This window comes from Pseudomonas sp. ef1 (genome assembly GCF_007293365.2).
Taxonomy (GTDB): Bacteria; Pseudomonadota; Gammaproteobacteria; order Pseudomonadales; family Pseudomonadaceae; genus Aquipseudomonas; species Aquipseudomonas siliginis.
Genome location: NZ_CM129815.1, coordinates 3,772,288 through 3,793,006 on the forward strand (window position 1 = coordinate 3,772,288; position 20,719 = coordinate 3,793,006).

The window sequence follows — 20,719 nt, forward strand, 5'->3', positions numbered from 1 at the left end:
ATCAATTCACTCGCGAGTAGTCTGGCGTCCATACCGGTGCAGCCGGCGGCGGGTTCGTATCGGCGATCGTAGAGCTGATCATGCCCAGCTTCATGCGGGCATACATGCGGCCCACCAGCGGGCGCTTGCCACGGCTTTCGACGAACACCCACTGGCGATCAATCAGCCAGCGGCGCTGGTAGGCCCGGGCCTTGTAGCCGGTGAGTACGGCCAGTTCCTCGTCGGAGAGAATTTCAGTTTCCATTGTGATGCTCCATGCCGCGCCTGGCGGTAGCAGTTGGTGATGGGTTATGCGGGCAACAAACCTTTCGCTTTTGCTTCTGCCCGGCACTGCTCGCGAAACTCCTGGGCCTTTTCGATTGCTTGCTGCTTTGTCGCGGCCTTCCAAGTGGGGCCGACCTGAATGAACTTGCCGCGCAGCTTCCCGCACCAGTGCTTCACGAAATCGCCGTTCTCGATCTGGCAGATGGTGCCGGCCGATGCTTTCGGTGCCGTTGCGTAATCCACCAGCTTCTGGTCGTACGTTAATCCGGGCATGAGGATTCCTCGCCTGCCGTACACTGACAGGCTGTTGAGTTGGGGAGCGATTACGGGTACTGGCGTTTTATGCGATCGGCGATGCCTTCGAGCTTTTCCGCCATGTACCGCATGTCATTGTTATCGCGGCGGGAGACGACGCCGGATCGCCTAACGTTGCGACCGTCGATGATCCAGGCTGCTAGGAGGATGATTGCGGATTCGAGCCGACGCCTAAGCCAGCCGGTGTGTGGGACAACCTTCATCGCCACCGCTCCCTGCAGATCAGGGAGGCGATGTAGAGCGGGGCGAAGATCATGGCGTCACCTCGCGTCGCGCCCACCAACAGACCGGGCCATCGTCAGTGTCGTGAATCGAAAGGCAGAACCAGCCTTCGCCATTTGGACGATCCGGTTCCCAATAGCCGCAGTCCGGATTTTGGGAGTCAAAGTAGCGCTCCGATATCTCGTCCAGGGCGTCCTCAATGCTGGATATCTTCACAACTAAACCCTGTTCGTCGAGCCATTTCTTGCACTTGTCGCCGTCACCCTCATCGAAAGATGGCAGATCCGGGTGCCAGAACATGCCGTTTTCATCCCGCTTTACCGGCCAGTGTTTGATAAGTCCGACGCGATCGACGCGCTCAATCTCTGCAAGCAGCAGGGCTGCCGCCTTCACAAGGTCACGGCGCCGATCTGCACTCGGCTTGAACTCCCCGACTACAAGCGGCCAGGCCGTGCTCAGGCTGCGCGGCTTCCCGGCGAGGCTTGCATAGGTAGACGCCGCTTCGGCTAGTTCGCCATTGACGTATAGGTCATCGCGATACAGCGAAAAGCCCTCGAGGGACACTTGGCGTTGCCGTTCGGCCATGACGTCCCGCGCTGCGCTATTGAGGCGAATTTCGGTTTCTTCAGACATGACGTCGTCCTTGCCGCTATAGCGGCTCACTTTGAAGGGGCTATTGAATTTCTATCAATCTGAATGGAATACTGCGTTGGCGACGACGCTCAAAGAAAAAGGAAGCGTGATGTCCATTTCTACGCCGGCCGTCAGTAAATGTTCGGGGTGATTTTTAATTTTTAGTTTGAGGCAATGGAATGACTCCAAAATCAAATGCGTTATTTCACTTTACAAAGAATGTAGAAACACTGAAGTTGATCTTGAAAGGAGGGTTCTGGCCAAGATATTGCCTAGAAGATGTCGCTTGGCTCGGATATGAGCAGTTCAGCTACATAGGCTATCCAATGGTTTGTTTTTGTGAAATACCACTGACTCGTATATCTGAGCACGTTGATTTTTATGGCTCATTTGGTATCGGTCTTACAAGGGAGTGGGCGGAAAAAAATGGCCTAAATCCTGTGTTTTATGTTTCAGGTGGAAATAATGTATCGGGCGCCTATCGCGAACTAAATACATTGTCAAATTTGGGGGGCGATGCGGAAATAACAGCTAAGATAAAGGTGGTGTTGCGTGATTTTCTCGCTTTTACCAAGCCTACATTTGGAACTATGATCATAGAGGATAAGCCCATAGAGAAAGCGTTTTATCAGGAATCTGAGTGGCGCTACATCGCTAAGCATGATGACGTAAAGCAGTATATCATTCAGAGTGTTTATGATGATGTTGAGAAAAGGTCGGATCATAATGAGAACACAAGGGCAAACTGTTTGTTGAGGGTTGCTCCGTCTGATATACGATATATTTTTGTCAGGCGAGATTCAGATATTCCAGAAATAATAAATTTTATTCAAGCAGAGCTTGATGCATACCCTAGTGCGGATTTGAAGGTTTTAATGAGCAGGGTTGTTTCGTTAGAGAGTATAAGCCTCGATATGTGATCAGCTCTTTCGTTGTTTTTTGAGGTGCTCGGAGGAGTGCGCAGGGCATTGGCTATGAGCCAGTCGGCGATGTCCGGGCGCGCGAGTACCTTGGCGATGATTCGCCAGAAGAGATTGATCACGGTTGGCGTCCTATGCCGGGGCATGCCCGGGCGGTGGAAGGTGGCCTTCAGTCGAGTTTCAAAAGGTGCGCTCTTGGTTCGGTTCTGAGTAATCTGAGCAGCATGCGTACCGATCGGGAAGGATGATTAAGGGCTTTCCTTGCTGGCGAAATTGAAATTCGTGGGTTATTGTTCGAGTGACTTACAATTAACTTTAATAGGTGTCTAAAATTGAGCTTTCCTTCAGCGCCACCACCTCCTAGTCCTTTTAATAGTCTTGCTCAGGGACTCGGCTTTTCGACGAACCCAGTTGTTAAAGGTCAATGGTTTAAAGATCAAACAATGAGGCTTGATGGTTGGACTTTTCAGAACTGTAGATTTGATGGTTGTATGCTTCATGTGGCTACGAGCTCAATTCGGTTGGATCGCTGTTATATCGACGAAGAAACATCGATTGTATTTGAAGGTATGGTCTTAAATATCGTGCGATTGTTTCATGTTCGCAATGATTATATGAAGGATAAATTCCCATATTTTGCTCCAACTTATCACGATGATGGCACTATCTCTATTGGGGCCGCCTGACATGAGCATGGAAGGGAAATTCGAAACGACTGTTTCTCTCACTCCCCAAAAAAGTCAAATTTTTACTGTTGGTTGCCTTGTTCTTTCGGGCGCAAGCTTGCTAGCAAGCTGTGCATTTCTGTGGACTGAAAAATCGGGTTGGGAGATCCCTCTTGCAGGAGCGTGTTTTTTTGGAGTAGGCGGATTTTTATGCTGGCTTTTATCTCATAGAAATTCTGAGCTCGCTGGTGGTAGAGCTACTCAATTGACTGCTGATGATAAAAATATGACGCTGACTTTTGATCCGCGTAATCAGCCAACAAAACAGATGCTCTTAATGTTTGCAGCGCATGCGGAAGCTATCGCCTATAGAGAGCGTCTACCACCCTCTCAAGGACTGGTTGACGATTCCGGGAGAATTATTAAAGGGTCAGAGATTGAGGCAAATATTAATATCGATCAGCTCAATAAGCTTGTTAGCGAACAAGCGAAAAAGCTCGAGCAGCTTGCTTGCGATGTGAGATTGAATACTTCAGATTTAACTAATAATAAAAATATCTCTGCACCTGCCTATACAGGAGATGCACCTGTGGAAGGTGTCGTCTTAGAGAAAAATGTAGATAAGACTTATGACTCCCCGGGCTAGCGTGATTCATATAAGTGGGGTATTTATGTTCGAACCGGCATGGGACAGAGCCAAGGAGTTGTGAATGCAGGAAGATGATCAGTTTGCAAGTGACGCGCAGGTGGAGCTCTTCAGGCGGTGGACCAACTGCCCAAGTGACTTCGGTAACACTCCCCCGGGAAATGCAAGCCGCGCTCATCAAACCCTATTTGCTGACCACGTCCACGTGGAGGCGCATAAACTTCTGAGGTACATGCGCGGTGATATCAAGATGCCAGTTAAGGGCTTTTGTGCGATTCAGAGCGTGTATATGTGTGAGTTTTCTTCTGATCATGACGCGGTGCGAAAAAATGAACAGTGAGATATCTTACTGAATTGTAGGCTGAAATTATTTGATTTTTATAAGTTCGCCAGGCAACTAACGAGTGCCTGGCCTATGCTTGGTGTTATCCAGCTATTTGCAAATTGGCTGCTCGATAACGTCGAATTACAATTTGATTCACTGCACCGCACCAGATGATAGGTTTAGATTGTTGCTTTCCGGTGAAAAAGCACTTTCCAGAGACGAGGATGTGTGCGCCAGCTAAATCATCTAGCTCATCAATATTAAAGCTTTTTATGAAGTCATCAGCAATATCCGGGAATATTGCCACGCTGACAGATTGATATTGTGGAGAGGAGTTTAACCAGATCTTTCCATCTGGCGTTGTTTTGACGCTGGTGATTGGTCCCCAGTAGAACATGGGGTTCTCACTTGTTTCTTCCTTTGAAATCTCGCTGAATGCACGAGTGATATCCTTTACGCATCCTGAGATATAGGGCTCATCGCCCTTTTTAAAAAAAGTTAGCTTTGCGGAGGAATTCCGAAAATCAGGGCTCTGTACTAATCGATGCAGAATTCGACGTAAGGTAAACTCCTGACTCGACAATCTATCTCCACCTTTTACAAGGTGTGTTCTTCCGTCTTGCGAAGCCGGACCGCCTGGAAGCTCTGCAGGTGGAGCTACGTCGATATCACCACCCTTTTCTTTGTCGAGACGTACTATGATATCGCCACTGCTTTTCAGCATATCTACCGCTTCAGTGCCATCTCCCTTATCCTGGTCGACAACTACGTATTCTGCTTTTAACTCGCATTCATTGTTGTGGTGGGCACAGAAGTGAGCGGGGTGACCGTGGGTACTTTCCTTTCGGAACCATGCCAATGCTCCGCACATTGTACAGATAAGATTGTTACGCTTATCGCTTAACTCCGAGTGGCCTAGCCTTGAAAATGCATAAGCTTCCCAAGTTTTTCCGTCATTTCTGCACAGAGCGTATTGCATATGTTCTTCCCTGATTCATGCCAATTCGCCATTATCCTGCCTCTTCATGCCGACTTTGCCAAGTAGCCAGAGCGATTTCCCGTAGGTTGATCAGGTGCAGATTATGTCGCCTGCGCTCCTTGCATCTGCGGCCAATCTGTAAAGCCGACCTTCGGCACCTTGGTTTTCGGATTGAGGATTGGCTTCCCCTTGGTGTCAGTCAGTACCGCCTTTGCCCTGATCTTCAGATCACGACAGCGCAAAGTCTTGCGAGCCAGCTCCATGCACTGCTCGGCGTACTGCGGCGCGTCGAACAATGGCGAGAGCTGACGCACCGTAGCCCCCCCCATGATCTTCTCGGCACGCTTGCGAACCAGCTCAAGCCACTCAGGCTCCGGTATTGGCTCGACGCCGCCTGGAGCTTTGAGTTTCTTGCGGGTGCCGCTCGTTTTCTTGCGCGCCTCGGCGGTGGCGACATCAATGGTCATTCCAAACACAGCGAAAGTGCTCATAAGCATTCTCCGGGCATACGCCTGCCTCGCCGGCTGGCGTGATTCGTAGAAGTGGGGTATGTATCTCTGAACTCACACTGGCAGGAGGCCGACATGAGGTTGCAGAGCGATGTAGATGCGCTGGCGGCTATTGAAGAGGACGCCAAGGCAATGCTGAAACGGATAGGGCTGCCGGACGACGCAGTGAAGCTGGAGGTGGTCGTGTTCCTTCGGGAGGTGATCGACCTGGCCAGCTACATGGATTCGGCGCATCGAATCGTTGAGCCGCCTAGCTTCGTCTGAGGCGAGTGGGCATGCAGTCGAGCAGGCGCGCCGAACCTTGAAGTGCAACATCGCCTTGATGCTGTGGCAGTAATCCTGAAGCCGCTCATAGGCCTTGTATTTGGCCTGACTTCGAGTGGCTGCCCACACCCTGACCAGATCTTCGCGGGCTTCGCGGTTCCAGTCGAGATCGCTCCAGTCATGCTTGAACGGCAGGACCATCCATTCTTTGAGGGGCAGCGTTTCCGCCATCTCGCCGTACTGCATTTCGTGGGTGGGGTGAAAGTTGGCGATCCGTTTCTTCGGATCATCATCCAGCACCACGCCGATCTAATGGCCTCTATCTGCCAGGATGACGCCGGGCTTGCCGTAGGCGATGACGCGGCGGCCGATTTCGGCGGGCACCTGGTAATGCTGCCGAACGTATTCGCAGTTGTGGCTCATGAATTTCTCCAGTCAGGCGCCGCCCTCCGTGACCGGTGGTGGCAATTTGGATATAAATAGGGTATCTAGCAGGTTTCGAGAACCCAAAAAAAGCGACAAAATGATGGCAGCTGAAAGAGTCGATTGGTTTACTTTAGATACAAGAGATCTTGGCTATACGAATATTATGGGCGCTGCACGATCTGGCGACGAGGTCGTAAGCGGATTTTATGCAAGCAGTTTTTCAAACGTAAGTTTGTCGTTTTATGTCGGTTTGGTAGTTTGTATTTTTCTGTTCTGCTATCTCTTGATTGGTTGTTCAAGGCGCTTGAATTATAGGCTGAGTAGTTCTGGTAAGGTGGCGCTTTTATTGTTTATGGTGTTTTTTGTTTATGTTTCTTTTTTTATTACTATGCTTTGGGATGTTCCTTTTGGCGGAGTTCCAGAAAAGCTTCGTGAAGGTGCATTTGGCGATAGTTTTGGAACTTTGAATGCGTTGTTCTCGGGCTTGGCTTTCTCAGGTGTGTTAATTACGATGCTCCTTCAGAGAAAAGATTTAATCGAGTCGCGTGCTCAAGTCTCGAATCAGCAAGTAGAATCTCAGTTCTATAGTATGTTGGCATTGCAGCAGAGTGTTGTTAGTGGCTTCGATCTGAAGAAAAAAGGTGAGTTACTATACTCTGGTAGGGATTGTTTCAAGGCTTGGTATCGTTTTTTTGAAACTGAATTCCGTGAGAGTATGTCTCCAGAGTACAGTAAGCTTGATGATGCGTATGAACTCATGTGGCTCAAGTATCAAGGTGATTTGAGTTTGTATTTTAGAAGCTTGTATTCTGTTTTTAGATTTATCTCAGAGTCGGGTCATCCAGACGCGCCTAAGTTTGGCGGGATAGTCAGATCATTTTTGTCGGATTTTGAGCTTGTTGTACTTTATTACAATTGCCTAAGTGCACAAGGGAATGGTTTTAAAAAGTATATTTCAGAATTCAAGGTCTTTGATAATTTGGATACTAATATGCTAATTGACGTAGGCGAACTGAATGAATTTGATGCTCGGTCCTTCGGCGCTAATGAAGCCGCATTGTACATGCGGGCAATAGTAGGGGGGCGGTGAAGACTTTACTGTACCTTCAGTTAGTCTCGATACCAGGCTCGGCAAACTGCTCAAGCTGTCGCGACTGTTTTTCCGTTATTATGATTTCCGGTCGCGACATGTTGGCGAAGCGACCGGACTCACAGGTTGTTGCGCCGGCGAGGTTGATCAGGAACGTCGACACCGTCTCCTGCCATTCCTCGAAGCCGTGGCGCCCGCCGAGAATATGAAGGGCGTCATCTAAAGCTTTCGAGACAATCAGCGATCGCTTCTCGGCGCCGATGCGATCGAGCAGCGCCTTCTCCTTGGCTCGCTTGTCCTTCTGCAATTGCGCGTTGCTCTTGGCCATGGCCTACCTCTTCAATTCCGCTGGCCGGCAAGTCCAGCCAGGTTTGTCGGCGGCGTGTCGTCGCCCGGTTACTGATGCGTTTCATGAGTTGAACCTGAATCCGTTCTCGCTGGCGATCAGCGCAACCCGCTTGACGTGCATGTGCAGTGTCTTGGCCGTCTCGCTGATGGTCTTGCCGGCTTCGGCCAGTTCGCGAACCTTCGGGGCGATCTTGTTGCGCTCGACTCGCAGACGGTCGTGATGCGGTGTGGATGCCAGCTTTGGATCGCCAGTGACGCCACTGGGGATTTGCTGAGCCTTACCGCCGGAACCGAAGAACTGATCAAGTTGCTGGCTTAGGTTGTCGAGCAACTGGTCTCGTGGGTTTGGCATTGGTGCACCGATCAATGCACACCTTCCGCCAAGCGATTCGCCTGCTTTTCGAATGCGATCGCCATGTTCAGCGCGACCTGATAATTGAAGCGGAAGGCCTTTGTCTTGCCGGTGACCAGGTCAACGATGTGGTAAGCATTGCCGACCGTCCTCACCTGAAAGCGCACTTTCTTATTCGGCGCCGCCAGACCTGCAAGTCGGGCGAACTCTTCACGGGCTGCGTGGGAGCGAACAAATAAGGCGTTGAGAACTTCCCGGCGCTGTTGCATCAGTGGGTGCATTTGCATGGCTGATCCCTCGGTGGGTGTTGGGGTTGTATTCATTCGTCATCACTCGGCGCCGCCTGCTGGTTGCCGTTGGGCGCAGGGGAAAGTGCTGACGAGTAGAGGTGGGGAAGGGTAGGTGCCGGACAGCCCCGGCGTACTCACCACTGCCCAGGTGACGGGTCCTGCCGTAGACTGCAGGTTCGACCAAGCAGTACTACACGAGATAAGCATATGAGTAACAATGCAAAGTATTACACTGTTGATTCCGCGCGAAGTTTGGCTCCTTATTGTCAAATATCTCTAGGCTCTTACACGCCCGATACGCCAGTGAAGACTGATTTCCTCAACCAAATACACCCTGAAGGCTTGTCCAAACACGGCTACAATTATCTCTACAATCCTGAAGTAGTAATGAATAGTTTAACTGGGGCGAGTAACTCTCTGTTAGTGGGGCTAATATTTGAGCTGGTGCGCCGTAGCTATTTCCCGGAAAAGCCATCCCGCTATCAGTCGCTATTTGCTTGCGAACATTTTAGTGATGCAAAGCGATTTAGGGAGTTACTCGCGAAAGAGAAAAATGAACAAGAGATAGAATCAGCTTCAATATATGAGGTAATTACCGAGAGCGCGGTTCATCGCGGTGATATGAATCTGTTAGGCACTGATTGCTCTGTATTGGAACTGTATCAGCGGGCACACCTTTACTGGTCCAGTGAGGAATCACCTCATAAATTAGCGGATGAGCCACTTTGGGAGATATTGATTCCTCTCCCAACATTGGTTGGGCAACGAGTGTCGGAATAGCGGGTCACTGGTGTAATTTATACCGGGAGGTTGCAGCCACACTACCAATCATCATCACGTTGTTTTCGCCTTCAGCAAAGCGGCTTTCTCCCTCCTCCAGCTTCATCAGTGCGGTCTTTAAAGCCGTTATCGCGCAAGAGGGGGAGGCAGCATCCACGCTCAGCGTGTAGGTTTTGTTTTTTTCGCCCACCCTAATACCAAATAGAAATCCACGCCTGTCTTGTGTGGTGTCAGTCATTGCAACTCCGGGGTTTGTGCTGGCGGATGACGGGTAGAAGCGCCCGCCGATGTAAAAGGATAGGTGCCGGACAGCCCCGGCCTACTCACCACTGCCCAAGTGACGGGCTTTACGCTAGGCTGAGCGCTCTCACACAACGCAGCTTGCAAAGGAGGGCGAACTTGCTATGCGCAAATTCAAACTGAAGTACCTGAATGACTCCGACGATTCGTGCCCGAAGTACTACGAAAGCGCCGAGCCGATAAAGGTTGGTGATGCCATTCTTGTTGATAACGGCTTCTGGCACGGCGTTACGGACATTCGAATTCTGAAGACAGATATTCGTCTAACTCTTTCGAAATCGTCTCAGTCACCGGAAGAGGCAAAGCTCGTAATGAAGCAACTATTGTCCGACTGGTAACGATCGTTGCGTACTTGAGGCAGCTCGCCGCGTCGAGTTCTTTGCTCGTTGCATCAAAGTAATTTTCGTGCGAGGCCCAGGCTCAGCCTTGCTGAGCCACCGTCATAAGCGCGGCCCTATTCGAGAGGCCAGTGATGGAGCTTCAACTCGCGGTAACTTTGCGTTGCTGTCCACTGAATGCTGCATTTAGATGCTCCTCTAGGTCATCCCAAAGCACCCTCGCAAGAAGGTGCTTCAGTGATGATTGATATCTCGTTGCACGTCTGCCGGAGTCCTCTCTCTACCCGCTGCCGCTACTGGCGTCACATCGGGTGGCTGTGCAACTTTGCGTGCTCTCATGAGGGAGCCCGGCCAGTTCCAGAGCTGGCATGGGGATCGAAATTTGTGTTTCGCGCTGTTCCCGTTGCCGGGGATCGATCCGCGAAGATTTTTGACTGTTAAAGAACGGCGTAGCTTTCGCTACTTGGCCGGCGTAGTGGCTTGAAGCTATTTAAGCAAGCTGAAATCAAGCAGTCAAGCAAACTTAATAAAATAATTCAGCATTCTGAAATCAACAGTCGTAAAAAAGCCCGCGTTTGCGGGCTTCTTTTAAGCGTCACAGTATTGTTTCCACCCGATCTTTATTGCACCACCCTGTAAAGATTCAACCATCACACCGTCAGTCTCGCTGATATCGTCAATTAGTCGCTGCCAGTCTTCCTCGGCCTCGTGCTCCAACCTCGACACCGTGACGGCCATTCTCTTCTGAACACTCGGTGCAGTGATTAGTGCCTGGAGGCGCCGGCCCGCGAGTTCGTAAGATGTGGTGGTGCTGGGTGTCGCGGTCGATCTTAGAGACATGGGTGTTCCTTACCGTTAACTGTATGAATGTACAGTATTATTTCAACGCAGTTGATTGGCAAGGTTTTAGGAGTACATTTGTACTCCTTTGTCTTCGGGCAGCAAAAAGCCCGCTTTTGGCGGGCTTGGGATTAGCGGGTAGGGAGTAAGTGGGGCTATAACTTCTGCAGCGCCCGGACTACGACACCTACAATGCGGCAGTCTTCGGCCAGCATCTCAGTTGGATACGCGGGATTCAACGGCTTCAAAAAACGCCTGCCGCCATCATCAACAAGCTTTTTGAAAGTGGCTTGATCGCTATCGGCGAGTTTTGCGACAACCAGTTTGCCCGATTGCACATCTGCCTCAGTGTCGACGAGGATAAGTGTTCCCTCTGTGATGCTTGTGCCTACCGGTGATGTCATCGAATCGCCTTTCACTTCCAGCCAGAACGCGGTTCCTTTGGAGTCATAGTCGGAGAGCTCGTACCGATCTGAGAAACCAGGCGGGAAGGGCTCCACAGCCTCGGCCCACGCGCCTGCAGCTACCCAGCTGATAACCGGATATCGAAACGACTCCACGGGTTGCCGAGCCGCGCCTACATTCGAATCAGGTTCAACCTCTTCGCCTTCGCCGATTGCAAGCCATTCAGCCCTGAACCCCGTGGCCTTAGCCAGCGCGTAAAGGTTTTCAGGCCGAATACTTTTACTTTCGCCTGAGATCCATTGAGTAACGGCAGAATTCGCCACTCCGCAAAGGGCGGCGATTTCCCCTTTCTTTTTCCCACTGAGCGCAATGGCTCGGGCAATACGTTCGTGTCTTTCCATGACGCCAATATTAAGTTAGCTGAATTTAAGTATGCAGAGTGCTTAATTCTTCGTTGACGCCATAACTTCAGCATGCTGAATTTGCGGCACGCTCGAATGAGGATGCGCAATGAATACGCGTGAGGTCGCCGAACACTTCGGCAGCAAGAAAAAGTTAGCGGTTGCGCTGGGAATCCATCCAAGTGCCGTGACCATGTGGGGGGAAACGATCCCAGAGTCCCGTCAGTACCAGATTCAGGTCCTTTCCAAGGGGAAATTCAAAGCGGAGCGCAAAAGCGACGCGCCATAGCTGCCCTGATCCATGAGTTGAATTCTACTCCGCCACTGGCATCACGCCACGGAAACAAATTTGAGGTTTTACGAATGGAAGATTTCTTGAGGGCTTGCCACACCACCGTCAAGGAAAGTGGGGCAGAGGAGTTGGCCGGGAAGATGTGCATGGCACACGTGAGCTTGCTCCAGCGCTCGAACCCGGACAACGCGGCGCATCACCTGACTATTGAGCATCTGTTTGGGATTTTGCTGCACACCGAAGACATGCGCCCGTTGAAAACTTTGGCGGATCAGTTCGGTTTCGAGCTCGTTCCGAAGGATGCGCCGGCCCCCAAAGAGCTGACTGCCTCGCTGGTACATGTCGGCAAGGAAGTAGCTGATTTGACCATCGCTGTACACGAGGCTTTGGATGACCAGCACGTTTCATCCGGCGAGAAGGCCGACATTCTCACTGAGATCGGACATGTACGCGAAAGCCTTCATTTGCTCGAAAGCTCGGTGAAGGCAGCTTGAGTTTCAGGCACAAAAAAGCCGGGCTGCAACCCGGTTTCTTCAAAACGCAAAAAACTGAGGGGCCATTATGAATACGAACGTCACCCCCGGTAATCCCTCCATTCCTGCGACACGTTTTGGTCAATCGCAAAAAGTGTCGCGACACACGTCATCTCGTTTTGCCGAATTGAATATCGGAGCCTCGCTGTGAGCGTTCAAGCAATGTCATGGGCGCTGTCTTTGCCCACGCAAGTTCTCAAGGATGCCAGCGCACGGCACGTTCTGCTGTGCCTGGCCAACTATGCCGGATCGAACGGTACTGGCGCGTTCCCGTCAGCTTCCACCCTGGCTCAGGACACCGGTCTATCCGAGCGTACCGTGCGTTACAAGTTAGATGACCTGGAGAAGTCGGGACTGATCAAGCAGGGCAATCAGGCGATTGCTGCTGTTCACATTGATCGCCATGACCGACGCCCAGTCGTTTACGACCTCCAATTATTGCGGGGTGCAAATGCTGCACCCCGTTCCGAGCGGGGTGCAAATGACGGCACGGGGTGCAACCCACAACAGAACGGGGTGCAAGCTAAGACAGAACGGGGTGCAGCGGCTGCACCCAATCCGTCACTTAACCATCAATTAACCGAAGAGCAGCAACAGCGCGAGATTGATGCCGCGATCGCGGAGCAGAACAACGCCGCAATCGAGCCGCAGGATAATCACCAGCGCTTCTCCATGTTCGCGACTTGGTTGCCGAACGAGAAAGCGTTGTCGGATCAGATCGCCATCGCGGGGCTTCCAGCCGACTGCGTCCCTGACGAAGCGGTTCGCAAGTTCAAGGGCTTCCACTGCGCCAAGCCAAACACTCTCGATTCCGGCTCCGGCTGGTGCTACCGCCTGGTCCAATGGGTGAAGCGTGAGCGAGTGCAGGCAGCAGGTCGTGGTCAAGAGCCTGATTTCAACGACACCAGTTGGGGTGATGACCTGGGAGGTCTGTGATGAAGTCTGTTTCGAGTGTGCTGCAAATGTTACCAAATGTGGCGTCGGCTGAGGTCGCGCCAGTGAAGGCGGATGCGGGTACGGTCCAAGTCATCAACGCACTGTTCCGCGAGCTGATGGCAATCTTCCCGGCGTGGAAGCAGGCTTGGCCTGATCAAGAGGCCGTCAACGCCGCGAAAGCCACCTGGACCAAGGCGTTCATGGCCGAGAAAATCACGAAGGTCGAGCAGATTCGCTTCGGCATCGAGCAGTGCCGGAAGCTCGGCTCTGACTTCGCGCCGAGCGTAGGCAAGTTCATAAACCTGTGCCAGCCCACGCCTGAAATGCTTGGGCTGCCACCGCTCGAAACGGCGTTTCGCGAAGCGAGCCGCAATGTCCATCCGTCGATGGCCGGCCAAGCGAACTGGTCACATGATGCGATTTGGCACACGGCCAAGGAGTCGGGTTTCGAGAGCCTGAACCGCCTCGAAACCTCGCTGGCGCGCAAGCTGTTCGAGCGCAACTACGTGATCACCGTGCGCCGTTTGATCGATGGGTTGCCGCTCCAAAAGATGCCGCTGGCATTGCCCGCCCGAGTTGACGGCCGCCGTACACCTGAGATCGGAAACAGAGCGCTCTCCGAGCTGCGCGCCATGAGATCGGGGGCTGCCCGTCATGCCTGACCGCCGCCTGGCTGTTCCTGAAATCGATACCTATCGCTTCGCAGTGTTCTGCTGCTCGTTCAAGGTCGATCTGAGTTCGCCGCCTGATCACGCGCTGGCGCTGTTTGCCGACGAGGCCATGGCCAAGCGTTATGGCTCGTGGATGTGGCCTGGGACCTACGAAGTCGTCGACGTAGTGACGGGGAAGCCTGCATGCGAGTGAGCTCGAGGAAGCTTCGCGCCTCGGCAAATGGCCAAGAGTGCACCGTCCGGATGCCAAGCATCTGCAATCACAATCCAGAAACCACCGTCCTCGCGCATCTGCCTTGCGGGCAGAAGGGTATGGGCATGAAAGGTTTTGACACCGTGGCGGTGTACGCGTGCAACGCTTGCCACGACGTGATCGACGGCCGCGCCGCCGGCGAGATCGACTGGCAGGACGTCCCGCGCGCCATCGCCGAAACCCACGAAGCCCTGATCAGGGCTGGAATTCTCACCGTTAAGGGGGCCGCATGAGTACCGCCGCGGTGAAGATCACCGAAGCTGAGATCAAGCGCCAAGTGGCCGGCACCGTACAGGACGTACGCGACATTGAGAATAAGGGCCTGTACCTGCGCTTCAACAAGGCTCGAACCGGTGGCTCGTGGTACCTGGTGTTGAAGGGTAAGTGGAATCCCATCGGGACGTTCCCCGAGCTGACTCACAAACAGGTTGTAGCGGCGCTGCCGTCGCTTCGGCTGCGCCTGGCCGCCGGGGAGGGTGCGAGCCTGTCGAAGTGGAACGCTGTTGGCGAACTGCTGGACTGGTTCGCGGATCGCATGTCGCGCGATCGCAATCTGTCGACCAAGCGCAAGAACACCGGCGCCTCGATCATCAAGTGTCACCTTAAACCGCGCCTCGGCGAACTGCCCCTGATCGGTATCGACAAGGCTGCGCTCGACACCTTGCTGATGTGGCCGCTGCAAGAGATGGTTTCCATCGACTACGTGCGTTCCGCATTCCAGCTACTGGCCCTGGCATTCCGGCAGGCGGCCAAGCTGGGGATGATCACGTCCAATCCGATGGCGGCGATCCGTTTCAACGACTTCTCCAAAGCGAAGGTCGGCATCAAGCCGTCCCGTCTGCGCGGCGTTCAGTTGGAAGGCCTGCTCGGGCAACTGGCCGACGTCATGACCACGGCGCCGCTGGATTCGATGCTCGCACTGATGATGCTCTGCCATGGCACGCGGATCGGTGAAACCCGGATGGCGCGCTGGTCGCACATCAGCCTTGCCGAGCGCGAATGGTTCATCCCGGCCGAGAACACGAAAACCGGTGTCGAGCATCACCTGCCCCTGACCGAGCAAGTGTGCACGCTGCTGACCCGGTACCGCGAAGGCCAGTTCGCCCGAGGCTATAAGGGCCAGAGCCTATTCCCTGCGCGCAACGGCAAGGCGCTGGGCGAGGCTCAAGGTTGCGCAGTGTTTCGTCGGTTGGGGCAGGGCGAGTGGACCAGCCACGACCTGCGCAAGGTGGCTCGCACCGGTTGGGCAGACCTCGGCGTCGACCACCTGATTGGTGAGCTGCTGATCAACCACGCGATGGGCCACAACGTGAAGGTTTACATCCAGTCGGACGTGATGAGCCGCAAGCGTGATGCCCTCGAGCAGTGGCACGCGCATCTAGATCAGAAAGGCTTTACGGCGATTCACGGATTGACCGGCTTTAGATTTGAAGATTCCGGTAATCCGCTGCAAACCACAGAACATAAGGCCTGCAAGGCCGTTGAAGAAACAACCATAGGCGAGGTTTAAAAATGGATAAAAGAACACACGGCCCCGCCTTTGTGCGCCGCCAGATCCCGCTCACCGACTGCCCAACCTGTGCCGGGAAGGGGTTGGTCAAGGGCGTGTTTCATCAGCTCGATTGCATCGGATGCCACGCCTCCGGCCTGGTGCACGCCGAGACGCTGGAACCGTTGCCAGTAGATGACCTGATCGTTCAGCTCGGCATGCTGATCCGTCATGAACGCCACATCGCGACATTGCCGCGTGAGCCATTGACCACGGCTGAGCTTTACCAGCAAACCAACACTCGCGGGCCTGGTGGCTCGGCTATCAAGGGGGATTGATCCATGATTTACAACAGCGTTCTTGGTGGTGTGGTTTCGGCTCTCGCCGCTGAAGCTATCGATAACACCAGCAAACAGGCATGGCAGAAGCTGTACAGCCCGCATGAGGAAGAGCAGCGTGACCTTCTTTCACTGTTCCGCTGTGCGCCCGGTGAGCGTATTGATCGTGCCCAGGCTGATTGCTGGGTTGCGGCACGACTTCACCACGGCCTTGAAAAGAAACATATGAATGCCTTGGTGGCCAAGTTCAGTACAGACAAGGCGAAGAAGATTCAGGCAATCACCGAGCTTCGACAGTTGATCAATTCGCCGGCACCGCAACTATTCATCTTCAAAGCCGTCACCGCGTGGGCAGTCCCAAAGCTGAAGGGCGCCGATCCGAAGTCGGCCAGGACTGTAACGGTAACTGTTCCTGTCGACGCGCGGGATTGGCGCCGTGAGTCGATGATTGCCTCTGCCGTCGCTGTAGAGAGATCGGCGAAGAAGAGGATTGAATCCCGGTCTGCTTCAATGATCGTTCTGCCGAAAAGCTTTTACGACATGAACACTTGGGATACGGAAGGCCGCCCTGAGTCGACGCGCCGCGAATGGCGCCGAAACATCTACGGCGCGCTAAACACTCTTGTTGATGAGGCGCTGTGTCTGGCAGGAGAGATATTCGATATCGAAGGGCTCATTATTTCTGCTGATGCAGCGTAAAGGCCTGTTGACATCAGTCCATCGTTCCATCAGTATTTATCCCATCCTGTCATTCCTGCGCGTGTAGAGGACTGACAACAAAGCCCAGCCAAGCGCTGGGCTTTTTCTTTGTAGGGCGCTCAGGTATATAGGGGGTTGTTACCACCAACTGCAGGGAGCGTTACCATGTCTGATTTGAATGAACCTCAAACTCACGATGACATGTTAAGAGGGCGGCTCGACGATCCGCTGTTTGTCCAACAGGAATGGCAAGGACGGGGTATTGATCAGTTGCTTCAATGGCTGGTCAATAACACGAATGCTCACCCCAATAATCAGCATTCAATTACATTAACTGTCGGCGGAAATCTAATTTCTGGGAAATTGATATCGGCGGATGCTTATTTCAAGAAGATGACGGATCACCTTGCAGCCGACTTTTCTGCTGAAGATGGTTCTCGCGAGATTTTCAAAGAAGAAGCCTCGCATTGGAATACGCCACCGATTACTGAGAACGGTCTTTTGCCTCCACCGCAATTCATTCATTTAGAAGCTGCAGAAATCTATAGCTCGAACGAGCGACCAATTCTACCTGGAGGGTCGCTTTGGAGAGGGAAGCTGTCGAGTGTTGATGGTTTCAACTTAGGCCGCCTCGTCTATACAGCACAGTAATTTCTTCACGCTCCAAGCGTTATTTTTTCACTAAAGCCTCGGCATTTGCCGGGGCTTTTTCGTTTTCGGCCCCACCACACCCATCGCTCTGAGCCGGGAGTGCCGTTGGAGCCGAACCTAATGCACTCCCCCAAAGGGAGGAATCGAGATGCCAAACATGCCTGAGAAGGATCCCGGTCTGTGGGCCGCAATGATTGCCTGGCTGCTGCTGCATCAGCCGCAACTCTACGCCGCTGGATTGTCCGTATGCGTCGCCGTGTTGCGCGTGATGTATGGCGGTGGCACGCGCCGGCAGATGTGTCTGGAAGGCGCGCTGTGCGGCCTCGTCACGCTGTCATTGGTGCCCCTCCTTGAATGGATGGGCTTACCTCAAAGCATGGCCACATTTGCCGGCGGCGCTGTTGGCTTCCTCGGCGTCGAGAAAGTTCGCGGTTACTACGACCGTGCTGCCGGCAAGCGAGTTGAAGGTTGATGTCCTTTATTGAATGCGCTGCGCGACGAGCGCGATTTACGGCAAGTACACGCACTTGCAAGAGGCGCTGCGAGAGTTTCCGTAAACCCTCACCTTTGCGGTTCGGGGACGGCCTACCGCTCGCGCGTCCTCAAATGCCACCGGTAAGTGGCGGCCAGAGGCCGGCGCACCGGGTTGGTGCGCCGAAAACTGCTGGGGACCCTGGGGATATCCGGAGGGTACGGGGTCGCAAACCCGCGGGAAAGCGTTAGCCACAGGGCTGGAAAGTTAGTTGACAGCGGTTGACAGGTTGACAGGTTGACAAGAAATTCTGTGTCTCCAGCGACAGAGTTCGCATGATCCAAAGAGTGTTTTTTATTGAAGTCCCCCCGGTTCTATTGGGCTGTAGGCCTTTTCATGCCTGTTCATTTTCTTAAACAGCAGCCTCGGCGCAATGGTCAGATCGCTTGTCAACTAAGCCGGGTTAGTTGACAGGCTTAACAAGCCACGACGATGGAGGCCGCATGGCTTTTGTAACTCGCAAGGAGTACTGCGAGCTTAAGGGGTGGTCTCGGCAGTACGTTGGCAAGCTGGTCAAGAGTCAGCGACTGGTTCTGAATGCTGCCGGGCAGATTGATGTGGAGGCCAGCGAGCGGCTTCTGACCATGACGAGCGACCCGAGCAAGGCCGGCGTCGCCGCTCGACATGAGCGCAATCGTCCGAAACGGGATGATCAGCCGCCGCTGGAAATAGTCATCGCAGACTTTGTAGATGACCCCTCTGGTGAGGTGCCCGACTTTCAAAAGTCACGCGCGCTTCGTGAGCACTACCTGTCGCTTCAGGAAAAAAACAACTTCCTTAAAGCCCTGGGCACTTTGGTAGAGCGCAAAGCGGTCGAAGATGCCGCCTATAACGCCGGTCGCTTACTGCGTGATCTTTTGCTTGGAATGGCTCCACAGCTCGCGCCTGAACTGGCCTCGCTGTCTGATCCATGGCAAATCGAAAAGCGTCTGGCGTCGGCTTTGCGACAAACATTGGAAGATGCTGAGCGGCTGTCTGCAGCAGATCTAGAACAAGCCATTATCCCGAGCTAAACCTATGTCCTTAGAAATTCCGAACGGTGCGACGGTGTACCGCGAAGCGTATTTCCGTGGGCAGCGACCAGAGCCAGATGTCTGGATTGATCAGTGGGCCGACGAGTACATGCGTATCCCGCGCGACACGGGTGCGGCCGAGCCTGGTCAATACCACACTTCGCGTACCCCTTATGCGCGTGAGCCGATGCGCTGTCTGTCACCAGCCCACCCGTGCAAACGCGTGGTAACTATGGTGGCTTCGCAGTTGATGAAAACACAGATCGCTTTGAACTGGATCGGCGGCCTTATCCATATGGCCCCGTCCAACATCCTGACGTTGTTGCCCAGCCTGGGGTTGGCCAAGCGGGTATCTTCGCGGATTGGTAAAACCATCAAGGCCACGCCGGTTCTGCGTGAGCGCGTGGCGTCCAACCGCTCGCGAGATGCGCGCAACACCATGGACACCAAGGAGTTCGAGGGTGGTTCGCTGTACATCACCACGGCCGGTTCTGCGGCCAACCTGGCGGAGCTTTCCGCACGCTACATCTACGGCGACGAGGTTGATCGCTGGAGTGTGGACGTTGGCGAAGAGGGCGACCCGGTCGAACTGGCCGAGACTCGCGGCAGTACTTTCGGCCGTAACGCGAAATTCTATTTTTCCAGTTCGCCCACGGTCAGGGGGGCGTCACGGATCGCTGATCTGTTTGAGGTCAGCGATCAGCGTTACTACTACGTGCCGTGCCCAACCTGCGAGCATATGCAGGTGCTGGAGTGGGAACGTTTGCATTACTCGGCGGATTTTCAGGTTGTGCATTACCAGTGTGCCGGCCCCGACTGCGACGTACTGATCGAGGAGCGCTATAAGGGCGAGATGCTGGCGAAAGGGGAGTGGCGAGCACACACCCAAGGCGATGGTGAAACCATTGGTTTCAACTTGAATGCGTTGTACTCGCCGCCCGGCTGGACCGGTTGGGCCTCGTTGGCCAAGCAATTCGAGAAGGCTAAAAAGGCTCAGGCCAAAGGCGATCTGGAGCCGATGCAGGTGTTTTATAACACCCGTCTGGCCAAGGTCTGGGATAGCGCTCAGGAGCAAACCTCGGCCGATGTGCTGAGGGATCGGGCGCGGCTGGAAAACTACGGGCTTGGCTCAATGCCCGACGGCGTGTTGATGCTGACCGCTTCTGTTGACACCCAAGCCAACCGCCTGGAACTGATGGTGATGGGTTGGGGCGCTGGCATGGAGCGCTGGGTGGTCGACTTTCAAGTGATCTCCGGCGACCCCGCCGATGAGCGCACCTGGGTGGCGCTGGATGAGTTACTCAAGGCCCGTTACCGACACCCTTGTGGTGCTGAGCTGATGATCATGGCTACTGCGGTCGACTCCGGTGGTAACCATACGGATGAGGTCTATCAGTTCTGTCGTATGCGCCGCTGGCGCAGCGTGTTCGCCATCAAAGGGGCGAGCAAGCGGGGCCGGCCGGTAATTGCGCAGCGACCTTCGATGGTCGACGTGACATGGAAGGGACTGACTGAACGGCATGGCGCCGAGCTATGGATTGTCGGTACCGACACCGCGAAGGACTGGATCTACAACCGCTATGCATTCGACACCGGCCCGGGAGCGCTGCACTTTGCCAACGACCTGCCGGATGACTTTTTCGCCCAGTGTGTGGCTGAGCGCAAAGTTACCCGTTACGTCAGGGGGCATAAACGCATTGAATGGACCAAGGGCAAGTCCGAGCGCAACGAAGCACTCGACCTGTTGGTTTACAACCTGGCCATGGCCCATTACCTCGGCATCAATCGCTACCAGGATCACGATTGGACGCGGATTCGGCAGGCGATCATCCAGTCGGCTTCGGGCGATAGTGGCCAACCAGTTCAGAGCGAGCGGCTCAGCCGGCCAGTCGAAACACCGGCAGCACCACAGGCGCCGCAACCAGCCGTGAAATCACGTCCGACAACGGCCCCCCCACAACGCCGCAGCTCCACCAGTGGCTACCTGAAGAGACGCTGAT

The 20,719-nt window shown here is 53.8% G+C and carries 32 protein-coding genes and 1 pseudogene; 20 read left to right on the plus strand and 13 right to left on the minus strand.

Going from position 1 to position 20,719, the window contains the following annotated elements; genetic code table 11:
• Position 1 precedes the first annotated feature (1 nt).
• Genes FEE99_RS17110 through FEE99_RS17125 form a run of 4 tightly spaced genes read right to left on the minus strand, consistent with a single transcriptional unit; the run spans position 2 to position 1,101 of the window.
• On the minus strand, positions 2-244 hold the full coding sequence (locus FEE99_RS17110) for a DUF4224 domain-containing protein (RefSeq protein WP_041481070.1): 243 nt from the start codon (positions 242-244) through the stop codon (positions 2-4).
• 44 nt (positions 245-288) lie between these two features.
• Entirely contained in the window at positions 289-537 is a 249-nt protein-coding gene (locus FEE99_RS17115; protein ID WP_041481069.1) for a hypothetical protein, read from the minus strand.
• Between the two features lie 50 nt (positions 538-587).
• A complete protein-coding gene (locus tag FEE99_RS17120) occupies positions 588-782 on the minus strand; it encodes a hypothetical protein (protein WP_041481068.1) in 195 nt (64 codons plus the stop codon).
• A 49-nt stretch (positions 783-831) separates the two neighbouring features.
• On the minus strand, positions 832-1,101 hold the full coding sequence (locus FEE99_RS17125) for a hypothetical protein (protein ID WP_052392238.1): 270 nt from the start codon (positions 1,099-1,101) through the stop codon (positions 832-834).
• 512 nt (positions 1,102-1,613) lie between these two features.
• Between FEE99_RS17125 and FEE99_RS17130 the strand changes: the two genes are divergently transcribed.
• The 4 genes from FEE99_RS17130 to FEE99_RS17145 all read left to right on the plus strand — a co-directional run bounded on the left by FEE99_RS17130 (position 1,614) and on the right by FEE99_RS17145 (position 4,005).
• Positions 1,614-2,354 carry an abortive infection system antitoxin AbiGi family protein gene (locus FEE99_RS17130; protein WP_041481067.1) on the plus strand — a complete coding sequence of 247 codons (741 nt, stop codon included), beginning with the start codon at positions 1,614-1,616 and terminating at the stop codon, positions 2,352-2,354.
• 332 nt (positions 2,355-2,686) lie between these two features.
• Complete coding sequence (locus FEE99_RS17135) at positions 2,687-3,040, plus strand: hypothetical protein (RefSeq protein ID WP_143979109.1); 354 nt, start codon at positions 2,687-2,689, stop codon at positions 3,038-3,040.
• A 7-nt stretch (positions 3,041-3,047) separates the two neighbouring features.
• Complete coding sequence (locus FEE99_RS17140; protein WP_143979108.1) at positions 3,048-3,665, plus strand: hypothetical protein; 618 nt, start codon at positions 3,048-3,050, stop codon at positions 3,663-3,665.
• A 64-nt stretch (positions 3,666-3,729) separates the two neighbouring features.
• Positions 3,730-4,005 carry a hypothetical protein gene (locus tag FEE99_RS17145; protein WP_064361160.1) on the plus strand — a complete coding sequence of 92 codons (276 nt, stop codon included), beginning with the start codon at positions 3,730-3,732 and terminating at the stop codon, positions 4,003-4,005.
• Between the two features lie 85 nt (positions 4,006-4,090).
• On the opposite strand, the gene FEE99_RS17150 is transcribed toward FEE99_RS17145, so the two are convergent.
• The 3 genes and pseudogenes from FEE99_RS17150 to FEE99_RS17160 all read right to left on the minus strand — a co-directional run.
• The gene (locus FEE99_RS17150) at positions 4,091-4,969 is read right to left on the minus strand and encodes a hypothetical protein (protein WP_081932674.1); all 879 of its coding nucleotides are present in this window, start codon (positions 4,967-4,969) and stop codon (positions 4,091-4,093) included.
• Between the two features lie 101 nt (positions 4,970-5,070).
• Entirely contained in the window at positions 5,071-5,460 is a 390-nt protein-coding gene (locus FEE99_RS17155) for a hypothetical protein (protein ID WP_447121718.1), read from the minus strand.
• 306 nt (positions 5,461-5,766) lie between these two features.
• Positions 5,767-6,165 (minus strand): annotated as a pseudogene (locus tag FEE99_RS17160) (hypothetical protein); the annotation flags it as partial.
• On the opposite strand from FEE99_RS17160, the gene FEE99_RS17165 reads away from it, so the two are divergent.
• On the plus strand, positions 6,164-7,258 hold the full coding sequence (locus FEE99_RS17165) for a putative phage abortive infection protein (RefSeq protein WP_081932670.1): 1,095 nt from the start codon (positions 6,164-6,166) through the stop codon (positions 7,256-7,258). The pseudogene FEE99_RS17160 and the gene FEE99_RS17165 sit on opposite strands and share 2 nt — an antisense overlap.
• Before the next feature lie 16 nt (positions 7,259-7,274).
• Here the strand turns inward: FEE99_RS17165 and FEE99_RS17170 are convergent, their stop codons facing one another.
• The 3 genes from FEE99_RS17170 to FEE99_RS17180 all read right to left on the minus strand — a co-directional run bounded on the left by FEE99_RS17170 (position 7,275) and on the right by FEE99_RS17180 (position 8,281).
• On the minus strand, positions 7,275-7,586 hold the full coding sequence (locus FEE99_RS17170) for a hypothetical protein (RefSeq protein ID WP_041481064.1): 312 nt from the start codon (positions 7,584-7,586) through the stop codon (positions 7,275-7,277).
• Between the two features lie 81 nt (positions 7,587-7,667).
• Positions 7,668-7,958: a hypothetical protein gene (locus FEE99_RS17175; protein WP_237143771.1), complete on the minus strand. Its 291-nt coding sequence runs from the start codon at positions 7,956-7,958 to the stop codon at positions 7,668-7,670.
• Between the two features lie 11 nt (positions 7,959-7,969).
• Positions 7,970-8,281 (minus strand): hypothetical protein, encoded by a 312-nt coding sequence (locus tag FEE99_RS17180; protein ID WP_256675360.1) that lies wholly within the window; start codon positions 8,279-8,281, stop codon positions 7,970-7,972.
• A gap of 174 nt (positions 8,282-8,455) precedes the next feature.
• On the opposite strand from FEE99_RS17180, the gene FEE99_RS17185 reads away from it, so the two are divergent.
• Complete coding sequence (locus tag FEE99_RS17185) at positions 8,456-9,028, plus strand: DUF2441 domain-containing protein (protein ID WP_081932668.1); 573 nt, start codon at positions 8,456-8,458, stop codon at positions 9,026-9,028.
• 4 nt (positions 9,029-9,032) lie between these two features.
• Here FEE99_RS17185 and FEE99_RS17190 read toward each other — a convergent pair whose 3' ends face one another.
• Positions 9,033-9,266: a hypothetical protein gene (locus FEE99_RS17190; protein ID WP_041481062.1), complete on the minus strand. Its 234-nt coding sequence runs from the start codon at positions 9,264-9,266 to the stop codon at positions 9,033-9,035.
• A gap of 166 nt (positions 9,267-9,432) precedes the next feature.
• On the opposite strand from FEE99_RS17190, the gene FEE99_RS17195 reads away from it, so the two are divergent.
• Entirely contained in the window at positions 9,433-9,666 is a 234-nt protein-coding gene (locus FEE99_RS17195; protein WP_041481061.1) for a hypothetical protein, read from the plus strand.
• 588 nt (positions 9,667-10,254) lie between these two features.
• Here FEE99_RS17195 and FEE99_RS17200 read toward each other — a convergent pair.
• Positions 10,255-10,506 (minus strand): DUF1654 domain-containing protein, encoded by a 252-nt coding sequence (locus FEE99_RS17200; protein WP_041481060.1) that lies wholly within the window; start codon positions 10,504-10,506, stop codon positions 10,255-10,257.
• Between the two features lie 155 nt (positions 10,507-10,661).
• Positions 10,662-11,312 carry a LexA family protein gene (locus tag FEE99_RS17205; RefSeq protein ID WP_041481059.1) on the minus strand — a complete coding sequence of 217 codons (651 nt, stop codon included), beginning with the start codon at positions 11,310-11,312 and terminating at the stop codon, positions 10,662-10,664.
• 109 nt (positions 11,313-11,421) lie between these two features.
• Between FEE99_RS17205 and FEE99_RS17210 the strand changes: the two genes are divergently transcribed.
• From FEE99_RS17210 to FEE99_RS17270, 13 genes are all read left to right on the plus strand, one after another.
• Entirely contained in the window at positions 11,422-11,601 is a 180-nt protein-coding gene (locus tag FEE99_RS17210; protein ID WP_041481058.1) for a Cro/CI family transcriptional regulator, read from the plus strand.
• 74 nt (positions 11,602-11,675) lie between these two features.
• Positions 11,676-12,098, plus strand: coding sequence for a phage regulatory CII family protein (locus tag FEE99_RS17215; protein ID WP_041481057.1), 423 nt, complete (start codon positions 11,676-11,678; stop codon positions 12,096-12,098).
• Between the two features lie 186 nt (positions 12,099-12,284).
• Complete coding sequence (locus tag FEE99_RS17220) at positions 12,285-13,073, plus strand: helix-turn-helix domain-containing protein (RefSeq protein ID WP_371924068.1); 789 nt, start codon at positions 12,285-12,287, stop codon at positions 13,071-13,073.
• Positions 13,073-13,735 (plus strand): replication protein P, encoded by a 663-nt coding sequence (locus tag FEE99_RS17225; RefSeq protein ID WP_041481055.1) that lies wholly within the window; start codon positions 13,073-13,075, stop codon positions 13,733-13,735. The genes FEE99_RS17220 and FEE99_RS17225 overlap by 1 nt, the downstream gene beginning before the upstream one ends.
• Positions 13,728-13,937: a hypothetical protein gene (locus FEE99_RS17230; RefSeq protein ID WP_041481054.1), complete on the plus strand. Its 210-nt coding sequence runs from the start codon at positions 13,728-13,730 to the stop codon at positions 13,935-13,937. The genes FEE99_RS17225 and FEE99_RS17230 overlap by 8 nt, the downstream gene beginning before the upstream one ends.
• Entirely contained in the window at positions 13,928-14,230 is a 303-nt protein-coding gene (locus tag FEE99_RS17235; protein WP_041481053.1) for a nuclease domain-containing protein, read from the plus strand. Before FEE99_RS17230 ends, FEE99_RS17235 begins: the two co-directional genes overlap by 10 nt.
• Positions 14,227-15,507, plus strand: coding sequence for a tyrosine-type recombinase/integrase (locus FEE99_RS17240; protein WP_041481052.1), 1,281 nt, complete (start codon positions 14,227-14,229; stop codon positions 15,505-15,507). The genes FEE99_RS17235 and FEE99_RS17240 overlap by 4 nt, the downstream gene beginning before the upstream one ends.
• Before the next feature lie 2 nt (positions 15,508-15,509).
• Positions 15,510-15,824, plus strand: coding sequence for a hypothetical protein (locus FEE99_RS17245; protein ID WP_041481051.1), 315 nt, complete (start codon positions 15,510-15,512; stop codon positions 15,822-15,824).
• A 3-nt stretch (positions 15,825-15,827) separates the two neighbouring features.
• Positions 15,828-16,523 (plus strand): hypothetical protein, encoded by a 696-nt coding sequence (locus tag FEE99_RS17250; RefSeq protein ID WP_041481050.1) that lies wholly within the window; start codon positions 15,828-15,830, stop codon positions 16,521-16,523.
• A 165-nt stretch (positions 16,524-16,688) separates the two neighbouring features.
• Positions 16,689-17,174 (plus strand): gas vesicle accessory protein GvpU, encoded by a 486-nt coding sequence (gene gvpU, locus FEE99_RS17255; RefSeq protein ID WP_041481049.1) that lies wholly within the window; start codon positions 16,689-16,691, stop codon positions 17,172-17,174.
• Between the two features lie 148 nt (positions 17,175-17,322).
• Entirely contained in the window at positions 17,323-17,646 is a 324-nt protein-coding gene (locus tag FEE99_RS17260; protein WP_041481048.1) for a phage holin, lambda family, read from the plus strand.
• A 503-nt stretch (positions 17,647-18,149) separates the two neighbouring features.
• Positions 18,150-18,719 carry a hypothetical protein gene (locus FEE99_RS17265; protein WP_041481047.1) on the plus strand — a complete coding sequence of 190 codons (570 nt, stop codon included), beginning with the start codon at positions 18,150-18,152 and terminating at the stop codon, positions 18,717-18,719.
• Between the two features lie 4 nt (positions 18,720-18,723).
• Positions 18,724-20,718, plus strand: a complete 1,995-nt coding sequence (locus FEE99_RS17270; protein ID WP_041481046.1) for a phage terminase large subunit family protein — start codon at positions 18,724-18,726, stop codon at positions 20,716-20,718.
• Position 20,719: the final 1 nt, after the last annotated feature.